Consider the following 16,258-nt stretch of genomic DNA (forward strand, 5'->3'; position numbering starts at 1 on the left):
TAGTGATGGCAGCTTTTCATTGAATTAAACGTGAGTACACTTTGACTTCTCTTCCTGCATGGTTTTATGTTTGGTTGAATTGCCCCCGCATAGCAGGGGCGAGTGGTGGAATGAATGCTTAATTGACCTGAGGTTGATCATCGTCGAATGTATCAGTATACCCTTTCGGAGGCGGTGTCCAGCCGCGTTCTGAACGCGAATGTTTATCGCTGCGATCTTTTTTCATCTCTTCTGCCATGACTTCTTCTAGGCGAATAAATAGATCTCGATAGTTATTGTCGAAGCGTTCTTCTTCGGAATCATCTTTCCACGCGGCATACAGCTTGTCGGACTTGCGCTCTTCAACCCGTTTGTAAGTGGTTTTTTGTTGTTCCACAAAGAATGGGTGCAGGCCAAGAGATTTCATAGCGTGTCCGCCAACCTCCAAGGCCGAGTGGTAGGTCTCTGATTCAATGATATCAGCACCGGCTTGTCTTAATTGGTAACCATGACCTCGGTCGAAGGCGCGAGTAATGATTTTGACTTTTGGATAGGTGTGCTTGACGTATTTTACTAGCTCTACACTGTGTTCGTGATGGTCGATGGCTACCACGAGCGCTGCGGCGTGTTCAATCCCTGCAGTGTGTAGTAAATCAGGGCGTGTTGCATCACCAAAATATGCCTTGGTGCCAATTTGGCGTACGACATCGACCTGATTAGCCTGATGGTCAAGCACTACTGTTTTCACTCCGTTTGATACCAGCAGGCGATTGACGATCTGACCAAAGCGGCCGATGCCCGCAATAATGACGGTACCTTGCTCATCGATTTCATCCGTTTCGCGGTCGTTGGAGGTTTTTTCAAAGCGCGGCAGAATGACTTTATCAAACAAGATAAATAGCCCCGGAGTGAGGAACATCGAAAGTGCGACGACTAAAGAGAGGGGTTGTGCTATATCCGCGGGGATAACGTGGTTTTGCAGAGAGAAACTAAGCAGCACGAAACCAAATTCACCCGCCTGCGCGAGGCTTAATGTAAACAGCCAGCGGTCACTGCCCTTTATTCGAAAGATTAACGCAAGACCATAGAGCACCAAGGCTTTTACTGCCATGGCGCCCAATGTCAGAGCGATAATGATTGTGAAGTCATTTAACAGCACCGAGAAGTTGATACCTGCCCCAACGGTGATAAAGAACAGCCCGAGCAGTAATCCTTTGAACGGATCGATGTTGGACTCAAGCTCATGGCGAAATTCGCTGTTCGCCAATACGACGCCGGCTAGGAAAGTACCCAGTGCCGGAGACAAACCGACAAGGCTCATTAACGCGGCAATGCCGATAACCAGCATCAATGCGGTGGCAGTGAAAATTTCGCGCAAACCCGAACTAGCAACAAAACGGAACAGCGGGCGGCTGAGGTAATGCCCTCCGACTACAACAGCAATAATGGATCCTGTGATCACTAAACCATACGCCCAACCCGGCAAACTGGCCACTAAGCTTAACTCATCGTGATGCTCTGCGGCTGTGGTCGCTGCTGCCTGCGCTTGTTCAATCAGCTTTGGTAGTGCCAACAAAGGAATAAATGCCAGCATTGGGATCACAGCAATATCTTGGAACAAAAGTACCGAAAAGGCGTTTTGGCCACCTTCAGTTTTGCTCAAGCCTTTCTCGTTGAAGGTTTGCAGCACAATAGCGGTGGAAGAGAGCGCAAAAATGAGGCCGATCGTGAGTGCAATGGTCCAAGGCTGATCAAAGAACAAGGCGCTCCCCATCACTGCGGCGGCTGTTCCGCCAACTTGCAGCCCACCAAGTCCCATCAGGCGGTTACGCATCGCCCACAGCATTTTCGGCTCCAGTTCCAGGCCGACAAGAAACAGCATCATTACCACACCGAATTCAGCAAAGTGCTGAATCGTATTGGTTTCTTCTCCCACCAAACCAATAACTGGACCAATGACGACGCCCGCGATGAGATAACCTAATACAGAGCCTAAGCCGAGGCGTTTAGCCACTGGCACTGCGATAACTGCGGCGACAAGGTAGATAAACGCCTGTAAAAAGATACTGGTCATTTTATCTCCCGCTTTTGGGTTGGATTAGCATCCAAATAATGATTGAGTTTTTCAGCTGGTGCTGCGATGTCGAGATCAACCTTTCCTGCGACGAGCCTCTTCAGCAGGTTACGCCAAGACTCAAGGTGTCCATCAATGCGTTCTTCTTCAAGTGCGGTGCGTGAGCCAAACAGCGTAAAAGGAGGGAGGTAGCACATACCTGTCAGGCTTGCCATTTGCTCAAGAGGATAAAGCAGTTGGCGGATGGTGAAATGGTTATAGCCATCCGTATGGTAAGCATCCGCTTTTGCGCCAGCGGTTAGCGAACAAAAAAATGCCTTGCCTGTTAAAGCATCGCCATCGGGGCCATACGCAAAGCTGTATTCCAGCACCAAGTCTTGCCATTCTTTTAAGATGGCAGGTGTGGAATACCAATACAAAGGAAACTGGAAGATGATCACATCATGTTTGACTAAACGCTGTTGTTCGCGGTCAATATTGATATTAAAAGTGGGGTATTCAGCATAAAGGTCGACGGTCGTGACGCCGTCAATTTGCTTGGCCGATTCAAATAGAGGTTGGTTGACCTCAGAACGATGCTGAGAAGGATGTGCAAAAAGCACCAATACCTTTTGGGTCATAGTCTTCCTTACTATAAATCTAAATTCGGTTGCCAGTAGTTTGAGTTTTGTCTCATCCTACTTCTTGCTTTACAGCTTGCAACCATTATAGAAGATAGTGGCATTCTCTTTACGTGACCCGCCTTCCATCGCATGTGGGTGGCCGAATTGGGAGTGGCTAAATTTGTCTTCGGCGGTGACTGGGTTGTTGATTTGACTAGCGGCTGATTAGATTGCCGCGCTGGCTAATTAGCCGCGCGACATTCTTTATTATTAGCCTTTGTTTTATAAGCTAATCACCTGCTCCTGACCGTGGTAGATAGCAATGAGATCGTGCATGGTGCCGATTCGGCCAACAGCCAGCTTATCTTTGATTTCGAAGAAATCTAGGCAGGTGCCGCAAACAATGATGTCTGTTCCTTTTTCTTGCAGTTTACGTAGAGCGTCGACTGTGTCAGCCTGTTCAACACAGAGTTTGGCACCTGTATTAACAAAAAAGATAGAGGCAGGAACCTGTTCATAATCGGAACTGACATTGAAAAAAGCATTCATCAGCTTTTGGCCGATCACCTCATTGCCTTGGCCTAGGGTATCGTTGCCGACGACATAGGACTTTTGCGTCATTATCTGCTTGCGACTAATGTTGGCAATAATCGTTTGTCCTTCAGGTGTTTGCAGGACTTCTTCAACGGCTACACCTTTATTGCTTAGGTAGTTGATTAGCGTTGAGGTGCTATCTTGCTCTGAACTTAGAATTTCTACGGTTTTAATGCTTTGATCTTCTAATGCTTTTTCTAACTGATTCAGAGCTTGTTGTTGTGAGATACCGCGAACATCAATCTTGTTTTTCATAATGTTTTACTCCATCGATAAGTTGTCTCGTATAGAAGTGGGTGTATTCCACGTTTAATTGTTCAAGTTGACTCGCCATATCCGGCCAGCCACAATTTTCTAGGGCAATACAAAAACCGCATTGTGAGCTGATAGCTCTTGGAGAGGTGATCAGTTTTGGTATTAACGCTGCCTTCTTCAGTTTGCTTTCTGCTTTTAATGCCTGATGACTTGAGTTGAAGGTAATAATGTAATCAATTGAGATAGAGACTGAATCTTTCATGGCGTATTCTCTACTGCAGGTTTTTGGTCGCAATTTGCTGACCAATGATGGCGGCCCCCAAGGATCCTGTCAGTTGCGGGTTGCTGGGTATTTCAACCGATGGATCGCCGACCTGGACTCGAATTGCTTCAAGTACTCCTGGGTTTTGTGCGACACCACCGGTAAACACGATAGGTTCAGCGAACCCTAGCTTACGTCCCAGTGATACAACGCGCTTGGCCACTGAGCGGAATACCCCGCGCAGAATCACTTCTGGGGGTACTCCTTTGTGTAGCAAACCAATCACTTCTGATTCTGCGAAGACGGCACACATGGATGAGACCTCGCAAATTTCATCGCAGGACAAGGCGGCAGTACCGGTTTCTTCTAGTGACATGTTCAGGGTGTGGGCAACCATTTCAATAAATTTGCCGGTTCCGGCAGCACAGCGATCATTCATCACAAAGTCGGCGACTTTTCCCTCGGCTGAAACCTGAACAACTTTGGAATCTTGGCCGCCAATATCTATGATGGTTCTAACTTGTGGGCACAAGAAGGCAACGCCTGCTGTATGGCAGATGATTTCAGAAGAGACCTTATCAGCCAGTTCGAAGTAGTTTCTGCCATAGCCCGTGGCTACTGTCATTGCGATATCTGATTGAGTGCAGTGGTTTGCTGCGAGCATTTCCAGATACAGACGCTCTGCATTGTCCCTCGGTGCTGCACCACTTAAGGTGGTAGCAGAATCGATAATATTCTGACCATCAAATATGACCACCTTTATGGTCCGAGATCCGATATCGACACCACATGTGATCATTGAGCTAGCTCCAGTAGCGTTTGTACCCGAACTTTTAACTGTTCTCGATCTGAGCTGGAATAATCGGTTTCCACTTTTAGATAAGCGAGGCCTAGTTCATTTCGGACGAATTCGTTGATCAAGACAGATTCAACGTTATAGGTATGGCAAGCTTGCCAAACCAGATCGATAACGGCATCGGCTTGGTAATCCCGTGCTAGTTTTCGTAATAAATCTTCTCTTCCTTTGTTTGGGGTCATGCAGGAGCAGGGAATATTAAAGTGTTTACGGGCAATGGCTTCAAGGGGATCACCTTGTTCTGATACCTCTTCATACACCCCTTTAATACCGGAGCAGGCTTCCTGAACCACGACCACGCCGCCACATTCTTCGATGATCTCAATGAGTTTTTCTGTGCCATGACCGGTAGGGCAGCCTGTGAGCAGAACACGAGGAGCATCGGCAGGTGCAGCCTGATAGCCTTGGGTCAGTCTATTTTCTGCCATGTCTAAAAAGCTTTTCATCTGCTCATGATGCTTAGAAAATCCGGCAACACGGTATCGGGTCTGAGCTATCTCATAACCTGACACTATGGCAGGTTTATGCTGACCGAGCTCTTGAATTGCGAGGATCAGGCGACGCTCTTCATTCATCGACTTAATGGCTGCTCGTAATTTCTGTTCTGTGATGTCGACTTGGAAAGTCTGTTCCAGTTTTTGTTTTAGCTCTTCAACTTCAGCCAGCCAGTGCTTGAATGCTCGATCTTTGTCTGATTTTTGGGTCAGCTCAAGTACGTGCATGTTTTTGTCACGAGACAAAATTTCATACATTTTTTTCTTGCCATCACAGGTTGTTTCGGCAACTAACAAGTCAGAATCATTGAGTAGCGGACAACCTCCGGTTAGTGCATAGCCAAAGGAGGATTTGATTAGCGGACATAAGTTAGAAGGAAGCAGGGCTTCAGCATGGCTGATGGTATTTTGACTGGTGCCGCAAAGACAAATGGGAGTGGCTCCCGCTGCCATAATCAGATCTCTGGGAGTGAATTCGCAGTAAAAACCGACGATACCCCGGCCTGCATCTTTTTGCTCAGAGACATAGCGTATTTCATCTGAAATTGCGCTTTTAAAATAGTCTAATGGTGATGGTGCTTGTTTTTCTGGCGTGAAGCCGCCTTTGCTCGTATCTAACATAGCATCCCTTTGTATCTTAATGTGTTGTTATCTGATAACGGAAACCAGGCATAGGCTATTCTTAAACCTGTCGCCGATAAGCTGTACTTGATTAGTGGGTATCTGAGGCCAGCTGTCTAATTGCAGCAATAACCTGTTCTATTTGTTCTGAAGTGGTAAAAGCACCGACGCTTAGCCGTATGGTGCCGCTTGGGAAGGTACCCAAGGTTTTATGTGCGGCTGGCGCGCAATGCAAGCCTGTCCGGCAGTAGATGCCGTACTCATAGGCCAGCTGTTCATCAACTTCGCCGTTATCTTTGTTGTTAATAACAAAGGAAACGACGCCGACACGTGGCTGTGTGTCATCTGGGCCATATAGAATAACTCCGGGAATTTCTCGTAGGCCTTTTAGTAATTGCCTGGTCAGTTTCTGTTCGTGTAGGGATACAGATTCAACAGATTTTTCCTGTAACCAACGTACTCCTGCGTTTAGGCCTGCAATCCCCGGTAAGTTTGGAGTGCCGCTTTCCAGAGCATCAGGTAAAAAATCGGGTTGAAATTCGAGTTCAGAGTTACTACCTGTGCCACCTGTGATCAATGGTGTGATGGCAGTGTCATGTAGCCGATGACCAATGATTAAGCCGCCGATCCCCATAGGCCCCAATAGGCCCTTGTGTCCGGTAAATGCCAACAAGTCGATACAGGCGCTTTCCATATCGATGGGAACAACTCCTGCGGTCTGTGCTGTATCAACCAGAAATAAGCATTGCTGCTGACGACAAAGCCGACCAATATCATCGATAGGTTGAATGGTGCCAAAGGTGTTGGATGCGTGATTGATGGCAACCAACGTGGTTTTTGGTGTAATTGCTGCAGCAATATCTGCAACGTTGATAAGGCCTGTTTCTGGGCAGCAAGGGATAACGGTAACAATAATACCGTCTTGTTCTAACTGGCGTAGTGGTCGCATCATGGCGTTGTGTTCCATGCTGCTGACTAATACTTGATCATCCGGGCGTAGCAGGCCTTTTAATGCTAAGTTAAGAGACTCGGTAATATTGCCGGTAAATACCACTTGTGCATTTTCATCAGCGCTGAAAAAGTCGATTAGTCTTTCTCTGGCTTCAAAGGTCAGGCGGCTAGCATCATTGGCCAATGGATGGCTGGCACGGCCTGGGTTGGCACAACCCTGGCTAATATAATGAGTCATCGCCTCAACAACCTGGGCAGGCTTGGGGTTACTGGTAGCCGCGTGATCAAGGTAAATCATGATTACAATATCTCTTAATACCAGGCTGTTAAATCGCCACATTTGTGGGATGCAGCCTAAAACACCTAACAGCCGGACTATGACGGCAGGAAGTGCTACTCCTTAAGAGGTAGCGGTGCATATATTAGTATTAATGAAAATAATTACAGTGAAATGGATCGCATATGCGGGATCGTTGCAAATCAGCCTTGTGATAAGCAGAATAACAAGCGCGTAGTAATGATTGCTGACACAGAAGTCTGTTTAAGATCATTCTGTGTCAGCCAAGGATGGCACAAGTTTGAGCTTTAAAATGAGTGGATTCGTCTAGCTTTGGCTTGGTGTTATTTCACCGCTTGAGCTTGGGTTGCTAGGATCACCGCTCCACTCGAACCAACCGCCGTCGAAGACGCTGACATTCTCCCAACCCATGACGTAGGCATAGAAGAAGGTTTCCGAAGCGCGCCATCCTGTGCCGCAATAGAAGGAGACTTTTTGTGACTCGGTAATTCCCCAGTCTTTCCAGAAAGCTTCGATGATATCGGCGCTGATCATAGTGTCGTCCGGGTTACGGAAGTCTTCAAGGTGATAGGCATCCGAACCAGCGTGGCCCCATTTAGAACCGGTAATACGTCCTTTGGGTTTGATGTATTTATAGCCACTGGTATTGCCGATATATTCTTCCCAGCTGCGAATACTAACCAGAGACTGATGCTCTGGATCATCCAGTATTGATTTGGCTTCCGGCACATCAATGATCAGCTCCGGACGCGATGGGATCGGACGGCCAAAATCGATATGTTTACCCGCTTTGTTAAGCATCGGCTCGGTAATATAACCTGCGTTTACCCATGACTTCCAGCCGCCGTTGAGCAAGCGCACGTCATCGACACCAGCATACATCAGGATGTTGGCGGCACGGGCTGCCGCTGTATTGTCACGACCGTACAATACAACGGTCGTATCAAATCGGATGCCGAGCTGCTTGATGGTTTCTGCAAGTTTTTGATCGTCGACTCGGTTCCACCAAGGCTCCGACTCAATCTTGTTGGTATTGAGATACAGTGCGCCCGGGATATGGGAAGCAAGATACTTGGTTGGTGGCCCCCAGGCAACTTCAACTACCTTGAAGCCTTTTTCCGGTGCATACAGAGCCTGTTCACCATCGATGATCTGTTTTAGCCACTGCGGTGTAACAAGCTGCTCGAATCTAGCCAATCGTTCAAGTTGGCCGGAATAGTCGCTGATACTCTGCGAGACCGTTGTAATATTGTTGATGCCGATACTATCAAGCTGTTTGCTAAGGACAGTGGCTTTCTCTGGGGCGCAGTAGAGGTAGGTTGGCTTGGTTAATTCCACCCCCTTGCTTTGTAATAGGTGCTCGAGGTGCGGTGGACGAAGCGTACTTAACCAGTCTGAGTCAAAGTTGATAGCACCAGGGAAATGTCCGCCTCGGGTTTGTGAGGCTTCAGGCCATCCGTTGTAGTTGTTGCTGGAACGACAGTCGATCACCTGGATATCGCTAGCAGGTAGCTTGGCGAGCTCATCAAAAGTGGTTGCCATTAGCGGGGTACTTATAAGGATAGAGATAGGTACGAGTAACCGTCTGACAGAAAACATGTTAGTGACCCAGTAGTGAAGTTAGGATGGCATTATATAGTGCCATCCTGGTTCATAATTTATATAAGATCACAGACCTATGCAGATGTGCGAGGTTTTCGGCTTTTGTTGCCAGTGCCTGTTGGCTTATTTTTTTGTGGCTTTCTGCCCTGAGGCTTGTTGTCATTGCTGGCGCTGTTTGTCCGGCGAGACTGCGGCTTTTTGGATGCAGTGCGGTGTCCGCTTGCACTGTCGCCTGAACGCTGGCCATCTTTGTGTTCAATTCTTGGTTTTTTCGGTTTCTTGGGCTTTTTGGCTTTTAGCGGGCGCAGTGGTTGTGACTCCGCTAGTTTGATGGCCGGTGTAAAGCCAAATACTTCCTCGCGTGGCAGAATTTGTTGCGTCAGGCGCTCAATGGCTGTCAGCTCTTTGTACTCATCGGCACAGACCAGAGAGATCGCCTGTCCTTCCGCACCTGCACGGCCGGTACGGCCAATACGGTGAACATAATCTTCGGCAATATTCGGTAGGTCGAAATTTACAACCTGAGGCAGCTGGTCGATATCGATACCACGGGCCGCAATATCGGTCGCAACCAAAATTCGGACTTCACCGCTCTTGAAATTGGCGAGTGCCTTGGTACGCGCACCTTGGCTCTTGTTACCGTGAATTGCTGCTGACTTGATGTTACGTTCTTCAAGGAAAGCAGTAAGACGGTTGGCGCCATGTTTGGTTCTGGTAAAGACAAGTGCCTGCTTCCATTTTTTTTCTTGGATCAGTTTGGCCAGTACCGCCGGTTTCTTCTTCTTGTCAACCGGATGAATCCATTGTTTTACGGTTGGTGCTGCTGCATTTCGCGGGGTAACAGAAATTTCTACCGGATCGTTCACCAGACCTTTTGCCAACTGACGAATTTCATCAGAGAACGTGGCGGAAAACAGGAGGTTCTGGCGGTTTTTTGGCAATACAGCCAAGATCTTGCGAATATCGCGAATAAAGCCCATATCCAGCATGCGGTCAGCTTCATCAAGTACCAGTACTTCAAGCTGGTCGAACTTAATTGCTTTCTGGTTATAGAGATCCAGCAAACGGCCCGGAGTGGCAACCAGTACATCGGCACCCTGACGCATGCGCATCATCTGAGGGTTGATTTTTACGCCACCAAACACAACAGCCGAGCTAAGCGGGAGTCGCTTGGAATACGTTGCGACGTTTACTCCAACTTGCGCGGCAAGCTCGCGGGTCGGGGTAAGGATCAGAGCACGCACCTGATTGGCTCGGACTTTGGGGCCTTTCGACAAACGCTCCAAAATAGGTAGGGTAAAACCTGCGGTTTTGCCTGTTCCTGTTTGCGCAGCCGCCATGACATCCTTGCCTTCGAGCACGGCAGGGATTGCCTGAGCTTGAATTGGCGAAGGTTTTTCATAGCCTTGATTAGCGACAGCTTCAAGGATCGGGGTACATAGGCCCAGAGAGGCAAAACTCATAAGATAGTCTCAGTCAAAATTATATAAATACCAATAGTGGTTAGAAGACACCTACAATCAAGCGCTTGGTCTCAGAGCAGTTTACTTTTCGTTAACTTGCGGAGAGGTTAGATACTTATCTCGATTGGTATTGCGTGACCGGCCTCACAGAGGCAGGAAGCCGGCTAGCTTACAGCAGCTTAGGATAAAGTGCTAATAATTTGGACGACGAGACCCGCGAAGGTTGCGCGGAATAAGCATGGTTTGCCTATTCGGTTGTCGCTATTAAGCTTTCAAAACGTTCGTTACCTAGCAATGATTCGAAGTCTTGCTCATCTCGGGCCAGTTCTTTGAGCGAGGCACTGCCAAGGATTGCTTGTTCTAAATCAGAGATGGCCTGCTCTTCGGCACCCAGGCAGGCATAGGCGCAAGCACGTTGGTACAAGGCATGGGCATTGGAGGTATCCACTTCCAGTACCCGGTTACAGATACTCAGAGCCCAGTGGAATTCGCGAATTTCCATCGCGGCATCGGCTTTATGAGTCAATGCCTCAAGATCCCCGGGGCGGATTTTCAGGATTTCATCGTATATTTCCATTTTTTGTTCGGGGGTCTGTGAGCCTTGGGCTCTTAGCCAGAGATTGTGCACCTCGTTGATGATCTCAATCTCCTTGTTATTTTGGGCTATGATCCGTGTTTTTCGTTTCAGGTCGCGCTCGAGTAGCTGGAATTTTTTCTCATATTGTTCCGCGATATCCCGTAACTGTTGGTCGGCCATTTGTTTGGTATTTTCTTTGATTTCTTTCAGTGACTGCCAGCCAACCAGTGCGAATAACGAAGCCGCACCCGCGATAAGGTAGAAAAAATAAGTCACAGTGACATTGGCATAGTTCATTGATTTATCGGCGACACTCAATTCACGGTCGGTGATTTCAATTGTAAGCCTACGCTCAAGATCTTGTTGGTCTGTGCGCAGAGATTTGAGTTCGTCCAGGACATAGCGTTCCATTAGTGGTTTGTCATAAAGACTCTCTTGCGAGTACTTCTCCTGCCCCCATGCAGGAAACGACAGTAAAGTCACAACAAGAGCAGATAACAGCCATTGGTACATATCTAGGTCCTATATCATTTGGTTGACGAATTACTAGCTGACTATATACCGAACAAGCCGAACAGATAAAGCGGGGAAACTTAGAGATTTGAGGTAACTGGGTATCGTTGTTTGATTGTTGGAAAAGAATTGCCATCGCTTACACTTATGGCTCTGGCAACTCTTTATTATGGGGAGGGAAGTAGGGAACTAATGCTGGTGGCATTCCGATAGTTCAAAACCACCGCTTTGCTGAACCGATGCAAGCATTGCCAGGCGCTTTGCTTCTTGTTCTTTCGCAGCAAAAGATGGGGCCGGCGCATCATCAGAAATTTCACTATCTGGTCGGTTAGAAAAGACATGTGCCTTATTAAAAATAAGCATGTAGTTATACCCTCGAACTAAATACAATTGGTTGATTAGCAACATCCTGTCGTTTGGTGGTTAAAAAAGCATCATCCTTGTTGTTATTTGTTAGGGATGAGTAAACAGGCGTAGATCACATTAATCCCAAGGTTGTAGGCGTAGAAACGGCTATTTTTTGGCTATACTCCCTTTTAGTTGTTGCTGCATTTAAAGTCGACAGCAACTGGAGGGGATCACCATGCACTAAGCTCATTAATAGCCTGTCGACTTAGCTTGAAAAACTGCTTCAAGGAACTGACTCAAGTTCTCAGATCATTCGCAATTTAGAATAAAGAATAATAGATACCCCGAAATGTTCCCACTGTCATAGCTCTCTTGTTGGATGTTACGGCAAGGTAGACAATATGCAGCTATGTCGTTGTAAAAACTGTTTGAAAACATTTATTGCATAGACTGGAACACCATTGGCTTGACTCTATTAAAAAGATTAATGGGGACACTATATAAATTTATGCTTGAAAGCAAAGTATTGTGTGCTAGCTGTTAGCTTTCAAGCGTGAGGCATTATAGAAGCTGGTGAAATTCTCTTTCCTTATTCGAAACCAAGTAAGTGAGGGATGAGGAATATTACCGACTGATCAACGGTACACATAGATAGGCGATAATGCGTTTGAAGACGCTATCTTAGATAGCCTTATGCACCGTGCTCACAGGCTACAGTTGAGAAGATAATCGATAAGATTAAACAGGGAATGTTGACGGAAGATGAACACTTAAGCCAAAAATGACTCTTGATGCTGCGTTGAAAAATCAAGTGTTCACGTTCAGTGGGAATAGGTTTCAACTCTCCGGAATACGCAAGTAATGAGATAAATGACCTATTGGTAATGGCGTTGATTACATTCAAATAGTTGTCTTGATTTCAATTCACAATATTTAACATAATCGCTGTTTTTACAACAAGAGCCCGCTGGCCATAGCATATCAAACAACCCTTTTGAAAATTCATTTGATTCTTAGTCATTATTTCATCCCCATGAAGTTACTAACAACAGTGATAGTCCGTGGGGTGAGTATTGAGGATAATCAATTTTTTTATGTGATGTACAAAAAAGTATTGATCAATGTCACGTTTATAGTATTATTGTGAAAATACCGTCCCGGTTGGAACTGTTTTTTCTGAAATTATTTTGTGTGGGAGTGTTAAGTATGAAGCAACATATTCTGAAAGTATCGGTAATTGCGCTGCTAGTAAGCAATGCAGCCCCTGTTTTTTCTTCGGGTACACAAACAATGAGATTTAAAGCAATCGTAGATCCTGTGTGCGGGATCTACGTTGATGGTACTTTAGAAAAGGAAATCACATTTAAGGATACCTCGCATGATGATGATGCCAATTATGTAAAATTGAACGTGACTAATAATCAAGGGACTAGATCAAGTTTGGAGCTATCAACTGTTGCAACTAAGCCTTTGAAGCGCGTGGGCGGTGCGGCTTTCAGTGTGAGGGATAGCTTAAAAATTATAACGAAAGTTGATGGCGCTGATAGCCCGACTTCACTAAATGCAGGAACAGTATCGTCACCAACTGTGGTGACCACTGCAGTTGGTGATTTAAGCAAAGCGTTTTATGTGGGTTTAGGAGCTTTAGACATATCGTCAACCGAGGTACAAGCAGATGATTATGAATACACAGTTACAGCGACACTTACTTGTCGTTAGCTTTTATTTTGTATCTTTATTCTCATATGGGAGTACTTCATTAAGTTCAAATGCGAGTGATTGCCAATTTATAAAGGAAAATGGCGTTAAGGTTGTAAAATATTGCTATAAAAACCCTAATGTAGTAATGGTGCGAGATGCCATGCCTTCTGAAGCCGTCATGAGATATGCTGGGGGGTATGTTTTTTTTGAATATTTAGGAGAGGAAGATTATAACATTAAAATCAAAGTGACTGAAAATAGTCGAGGAAACTATAATTATTACCATTATAGTTTAGACCCTTCATTAGGAATACAGACTCCGACGAGAATTGTTGGAGGGGGGGAATATAGTCTAAAATTCAAAAAAACGGGCGGAAAGAAATCAAACCAAACGAAAATAATAATGTTTATTGCAAGCGCATCTAAACCTCAACCTCAACCTCAAAGACATAATTTAGTGTTTGATATAAAAGGTGAACGTTTTAATATGATTTTTGATAGTGGGATACGACATAACTCATATTGTGCTTTGACTGTTGTTGACAGTGTTGGAGGGATAGCGTTTAATGATAAATTAACCATGGATTCTGCGTCATTATTGTATCAAACGATTACTCCTAGTAATGTAACATTCTCATATAAGAGAATAAGGATTAAAAGTTATGGGGTAATTAAAAAGAGAGTTAAACGGTCATACTTAAGAAAATTGAATAATAAGTTCTCTGAAATATTTTATGTAAATAATCGAGGTTCGTTTGTGGTGAATAGTTCAGGTTTAATGAAAAGACAAAAAAACGATAAGTTTGAAATTAGTGGTTATGGTACGATTTCCATTATTCCTTTTTTTAACGTAAAAGAAAGTGAACTATTATCTGGAAGATATAAAATAGAGGTTACAGCAACATGCGGTCGATGATATCTAACTTTGCACTGGTCATATTATTTATGTTTTCAGCCTGTAGCAATGCACATTATCAATCTCCAATAGAAATAAGAGAAATAAGTTTAAATGGAAGTCAGCTTGTAACGATAAAAATTGGTAATGATTCAAATGAAACAAGGCTTTTTGATATTGAGTTAAATGGAGAAATAATTAGTACCAATATGAAGGTTGGGGCTAATAAAAATAGGTCTTTTTCTACCTTTATTGAAGAGGTTGAACCATCAGTAGTGAGTAAAAACTTATTGTGCTCAATATCCAAGCCAGCTAGTGGTTCATATTTGAGGACGAGGATTTGTACGGATGTATTGATTTTATACCCAAAAGAAAAGATAGAAGCCTTGATTGAGAATGAATGATGTATCAAAGAATATTATTAATCAGTGTTTTGATTGCCATTTTTTATGGTAAATATGTTAATGCGGAATCTCTAAGTATTCCTAATGCAACAATACCATCTGGTTATGACAGAATTACAACTAGTGATGGTACAACATGCGAGTCCAGTATTGCATCAGATATGTATGTTCAAACCGGTTTAATGGGGGTAAAAGTAAATAAAGATTATTCAAACGGCTCTAGTATGTATGACTCAAAAAATCTTGAAGGCAAAGATAATTTTGGTATATATGCTCAAGTTGTCATTCCAATAGGTAAGAAGAGAAAGCGTATTGATTGCAATCGGTTATACGAATTAGAAATACGAAATTTAAAAGCACAGTTATTAAAGATGAAATTAGAGTCTATGTCAAAAAATCTTTGGGATGAATGATAGTAAGGGTTTTTATGATTAACGAGAGACTTAAAAATAATGGTTGTTATGAAATGTGTGATGACAATACAGAGGGTTTTATAGATGTGAAATTTTCACTACAACCTATAGTTTGTCCAAAAACAATGAATTTCATTGCGTTTGAAATGCTAACAAGATTTGAAGATGCAAAGATTAATGTTGAAGATTTCTTTAATGAAATATCAGATGGATGGATAAAGGCAATCATACGTCTTCAGGTTAATGAAATTAATAGGATTAAATTTGATGATTTATCTTACACTTCCATTAATTTTAATACTAAGATCATGGCAGATGATAAGTTTATATCATGCATACTTAACCAGGTAAATAAGAAAATCGCGTTTGAAATAACAACATCACCATCAAGTAATATAGAGGAGATGAAATTAATAAACTCTATTGTTAATATAAAATCGCGAGGCCATGAGGTTTGGCTTGATGATTATTTATCGGAAGAAATATCAGAGTCAATGTTATTTATTGCAGACTGGGATTTGGTAAAAATAGACAAAAGCATAATGTACAAATACTTGGGTGATTATGAATATATGTTAGATCTAATTGCTGATGCTTCTGATTTTGGTCGTAGGAATATAGTTTTTGAAGGAGTAGAAACAAATTATCAACATGAACAACTGTCTAAATATAAGTGTTTACATCAAGGGTATTATTACGGTTCCTTAATTGAGTGTGCAAGTATAGAAAGAATAGGGCATCGTTTCTCATTTGAATATCAATAATAACATAATGATTTAATAGTATTTGATAACTCTTGAATGGTTAAATAATTACTACTAGTAATAATCAATTTCACAGTATTAGGGTGATATTATGGATGAGATTTTATCTCATGACAGATTTTCAGTAGTTAGAGTGAAACGTAATTTATGGGAAAAATTTATAGGTGTTAAACAAGCCTTCATATGCAAACGTTGCCGTAAGAGAATGCGATTACTTTAATTAAAATGAAAATTCTTCTGTCATAACTCAATGGATACGCCTGATTGATTTGCCCCAGAAGATTGGACATCAAGTTAATTGACATCATCTTTTCAAATTCGCGGTTATTAACCCAAGAACACTGCGCTTTTTTGTTCGGTTGTAATCAACCTAACTATACTAAAATACCTCTTGATGAATCAATTCTTTGGTCATAATCGGTTTGAATTGATAGCTCCAAGTTTAAAGACCAGAAGAAGCTTTGCACGCAAGTATGCCCCAATAATTCCCTTTGGGATTTATACTTTACCTAAAGTTATGTGTAATTGATTATATTGCGGTAACTTTTTGAACAATATTGGTTATCACGATCACTGTGAACGATTATTTTGC

At 43.7% G+C, this 16,258-nt stretch carries 16 protein-coding genes and 2 pseudogenes; 6 read left to right on the plus strand and 12 right to left on the minus strand.

Going from position 1 to position 16,258, the window contains the following annotated elements:
• Positions 1–118 precede the first annotated feature (118 nt).
• The 11 genes from EDI28_RS02190 to EDI28_RS26845 all read right to left on the minus strand — a co-directional run bounded on the left by EDI28_RS02190 (position 119) and on the right by EDI28_RS26845 (position 11,504).
• The gene (locus tag EDI28_RS02190; RefSeq protein WP_128782197.1) at positions 119–2,053 is read right to left on the minus strand and encodes a monovalent cation:proton antiporter-2 (CPA2) family protein; all 1,935 of its coding nucleotides are present in this window, start codon (positions 2,051–2,053) and stop codon (positions 119–121) included.
• Entirely contained in the window at positions 2,050–2,673 is a 624-nt protein-coding gene (locus tag EDI28_RS02195; RefSeq protein ID WP_128782198.1) for an NAD(P)H-dependent oxidoreductase, read from the minus strand. The genes EDI28_RS02190 and EDI28_RS02195 overlap by 4 nt, the downstream gene beginning before the upstream one ends.
• Positions 2,674–2,937: 264 nt before the next feature.
• Positions 2,938–3,504, minus strand: coding sequence for a sulfurtransferase-like selenium metabolism protein YedF (gene yedF / locus EDI28_RS02200; RefSeq protein WP_128782199.1), 567 nt, complete (start codon positions 3,502–3,504; stop codon positions 2,938–2,940).
• Entirely contained in the window at positions 3,488–3,766 is a 279-nt protein-coding gene (locus EDI28_RS02205; protein ID WP_128782200.1) for a putative Se/S carrier protein, read from the minus strand. Before EDI28_RS02205 ends, yedF begins: the two co-directional genes overlap by 17 nt.
• A 10-nt stretch (positions 3,767–3,776) precedes the next feature.
• Positions 3,777–4,565 carry an acyl-CoA dehydratase activase gene (locus EDI28_RS02210; RefSeq protein ID WP_128782201.1) on the minus strand — a complete coding sequence of 263 codons (789 nt, stop codon included), beginning with the start codon at positions 4,563–4,565 and terminating at the stop codon, positions 3,777–3,779.
• Positions 4,562–5,737, minus strand: coding sequence for a double-cubane-cluster-containing anaerobic reductase (locus EDI28_RS02215; RefSeq protein ID WP_128782202.1), 1,176 nt, complete (start codon positions 5,735–5,737; stop codon positions 4,562–4,564). Before EDI28_RS02215 ends, EDI28_RS02210 begins: the two co-directional genes overlap by 4 nt.
• 91 nt (positions 5,738–5,828) lie before the next feature.
• Positions 5,829–6,986 carry an aminotransferase class V-fold PLP-dependent enzyme gene (locus EDI28_RS02220; protein ID WP_128782203.1) on the minus strand — a complete coding sequence of 386 codons (1,158 nt, stop codon included), beginning with the start codon at positions 6,984–6,986 and terminating at the stop codon, positions 5,829–5,831.
• Positions 6,987–7,292: 306 nt separating this feature from the next.
• Positions 7,293–8,585: a rhodanese-like domain-containing protein gene (locus EDI28_RS02225; RefSeq protein WP_128782204.1), complete on the minus strand. Its 1,293-nt coding sequence runs from the start codon at positions 8,583–8,585 to the stop codon at positions 7,293–7,295.
• A gap of 77 nt (positions 8,586–8,662) precedes the next feature.
• Positions 8,663–10,051, minus strand: coding sequence for a DEAD/DEAH box helicase (locus EDI28_RS02230; protein WP_128782205.1), 1,389 nt, complete (start codon positions 10,049–10,051; stop codon positions 8,663–8,665).
• 247 nt (positions 10,052–10,298) lie between these two features.
• Positions 10,299–11,141 (minus strand): TPR end-of-group domain-containing protein, encoded by an 843-nt coding sequence (locus EDI28_RS02235; RefSeq protein WP_128782206.1) that lies wholly within the window; start codon positions 11,139–11,141, stop codon positions 10,299–10,301.
• Between the two features lie 189 nt (positions 11,142–11,330).
• Positions 11,331–11,504 (minus strand): hypothetical protein, encoded by a 174-nt coding sequence (locus EDI28_RS26845; RefSeq protein ID WP_164918458.1) that lies wholly within the window; start codon positions 11,502–11,504, stop codon positions 11,331–11,333.
• 254 nt (positions 11,505–11,758) lie between these two features.
• Here EDI28_RS26845 and EDI28_RS27865 point away from each other — a divergent pair.
• Positions 11,759–11,935, plus strand: a pseudogene (locus EDI28_RS27865) (IS1595 family transposase); the annotation flags it as partial.
• A gap of 432 nt (positions 11,936–12,367) precedes the next feature.
• Here the strand turns inward: EDI28_RS27865 and EDI28_RS27255 are convergent.
• A pseudogene (locus tag EDI28_RS27255) lies at positions 12,368–12,484 on the minus strand (IS1595 family transposase); the annotation flags it as partial.
• A gap of 211 nt (positions 12,485–12,695) precedes the next feature.
• Between EDI28_RS27255 and EDI28_RS02240 the strand changes: the two are divergent.
• Genes EDI28_RS02240 through EDI28_RS02260 form a run of 5 tightly spaced genes read left to right on the plus strand, consistent with a single transcriptional unit; the run spans position 12,696 to position 15,666 of the window.
• Positions 12,696–13,208, plus strand: coding sequence for a hypothetical protein (locus tag EDI28_RS02240; protein ID WP_128782207.1), 513 nt, complete (start codon positions 12,696–12,698; stop codon positions 13,206–13,208).
• Positions 13,171–14,106: a hypothetical protein gene (locus EDI28_RS02245; RefSeq protein WP_128782208.1), complete on the plus strand. Its 936-nt coding sequence runs from the start codon at positions 13,171–13,173 to the stop codon at positions 14,104–14,106. Before EDI28_RS02240 ends, EDI28_RS02245 begins: the two co-directional genes overlap by 38 nt.
• On the plus strand, positions 14,094–14,489 hold the full coding sequence (locus EDI28_RS02250) for a hypothetical protein (protein WP_128782209.1): 396 nt from the start codon (positions 14,094–14,096) through the stop codon (positions 14,487–14,489). Before EDI28_RS02245 ends, EDI28_RS02250 begins: the two co-directional genes overlap by 13 nt.
• The gene (locus EDI28_RS02255; RefSeq protein WP_128782210.1) at positions 14,486–14,902 is read left to right on the plus strand and encodes a hypothetical protein; all 417 of its coding nucleotides are present in this window, start codon (positions 14,486–14,488) and stop codon (positions 14,900–14,902) included. Before EDI28_RS02250 ends, EDI28_RS02255 begins: the two co-directional genes overlap by 4 nt.
• A 14-nt stretch (positions 14,903–14,916) precedes the next feature.
• A complete protein-coding gene (locus EDI28_RS02260) occupies positions 14,917–15,666 on the plus strand; it encodes an EAL domain-containing protein (protein ID WP_164918459.1) in 750 nt (249 codons plus the stop codon).
• The last annotated feature ends 592 nt before the right edge of the window (positions 15,667–16,258 follow it).

The organism is Photobacterium chitinilyticum (genome assembly GCF_004104355.1).
Classification (GTDB): domain Bacteria; phylum Pseudomonadota; class Gammaproteobacteria; order Enterobacterales; family Vibrionaceae; genus Photobacterium; species Photobacterium chitinilyticum.

Coding starts and splice junctions, on each gene's coding strand:
- EDI28_RS02245 (WP_128782208.1), top strand. CDS start 13,171: ATGAATACACAGTTACAGCGACACTTACTTGTCGTTAGCTTTTATTTT.
- EDI28_RS02195 (WP_128782198.1), bottom strand. CDS start 2,673: ATGACCCAAAAGGTATTGGTGCTTTTTGCACATCCTTCTCAGCATCGT.
- EDI28_RS02210 (WP_128782201.1), bottom strand. CDS start 4,565: ATGATCACATGTGGTGTCGATATCGGATCTCGGACCATAAAGGTGGTC.
- EDI28_RS02230 (WP_128782205.1), bottom strand. CDS start 10,051: ATGAGTTTTGCCTCTCTGGGCCTATGTACCCCGATCCTTGAAGCTGTC.
- EDI28_RS02190 (WP_128782197.1), bottom strand. CDS start 2,053: ATGACCAGTATCTTTTTACAGGCGTTTATCTACCTTGTCGCCGCAGTT.
- yedF (WP_128782199.1), bottom strand. CDS start 3,504: ATGAAAAACAAGATTGATGTTCGCGGTATCTCACAACAACAAGCTCTG.
- EDI28_RS02235 (WP_128782206.1), bottom strand. CDS start 11,141: ATGTACCAATGGCTGTTATCTGCTCTTGTTGTGACTTTACTGTCGTTT.
- EDI28_RS26845 (WP_164918458.1), bottom strand. CDS start 11,504: ATGCTTATTTTTAATAAGGCACATGTCTTTTCTAACCGACCAGATAGT.
- EDI28_RS02240 (WP_128782207.1), top strand. CDS start 12,696: ATGAAGCAACATATTCTGAAAGTATCGGTAATTGCGCTGCTAGTAAGC.
- EDI28_RS02250 (WP_128782209.1), top strand. CDS start 14,094: ATGCGGTCGATGATATCTAACTTTGCACTGGTCATATTATTTATGTTT.
- EDI28_RS02225 (WP_128782204.1), bottom strand. CDS start 8,585: ATGTTTTCTGTCAGACGGTTACTCGTACCTATCTCTATCCTTATAAGT.
- EDI28_RS02205 (WP_128782200.1), bottom strand. CDS start 3,766: ATGAAAGATTCAGTCTCTATCTCAATTGATTACATTATTACCTTCAAC.
- EDI28_RS02260 (WP_164918459.1), top strand. CDS start 14,917: ATGATTAACGAGAGACTTAAAAATAATGGTTGTTATGAAATGTGTGAT.
- EDI28_RS02255 (WP_128782210.1), top strand. CDS start 14,486: ATGATGTATCAAAGAATATTATTAATCAGTGTTTTGATTGCCATTTTT.
- EDI28_RS02215 (WP_128782202.1), bottom strand. CDS start 5,737: ATGTTAGATACGAGCAAAGGCGGCTTCACGCCAGAAAAACAAGCACCA.
- EDI28_RS02220 (WP_128782203.1), bottom strand. CDS start 6,986: ATGATTTACCTTGATCACGCGGCTACCAGTAACCCCAAGCCTGCCCAG.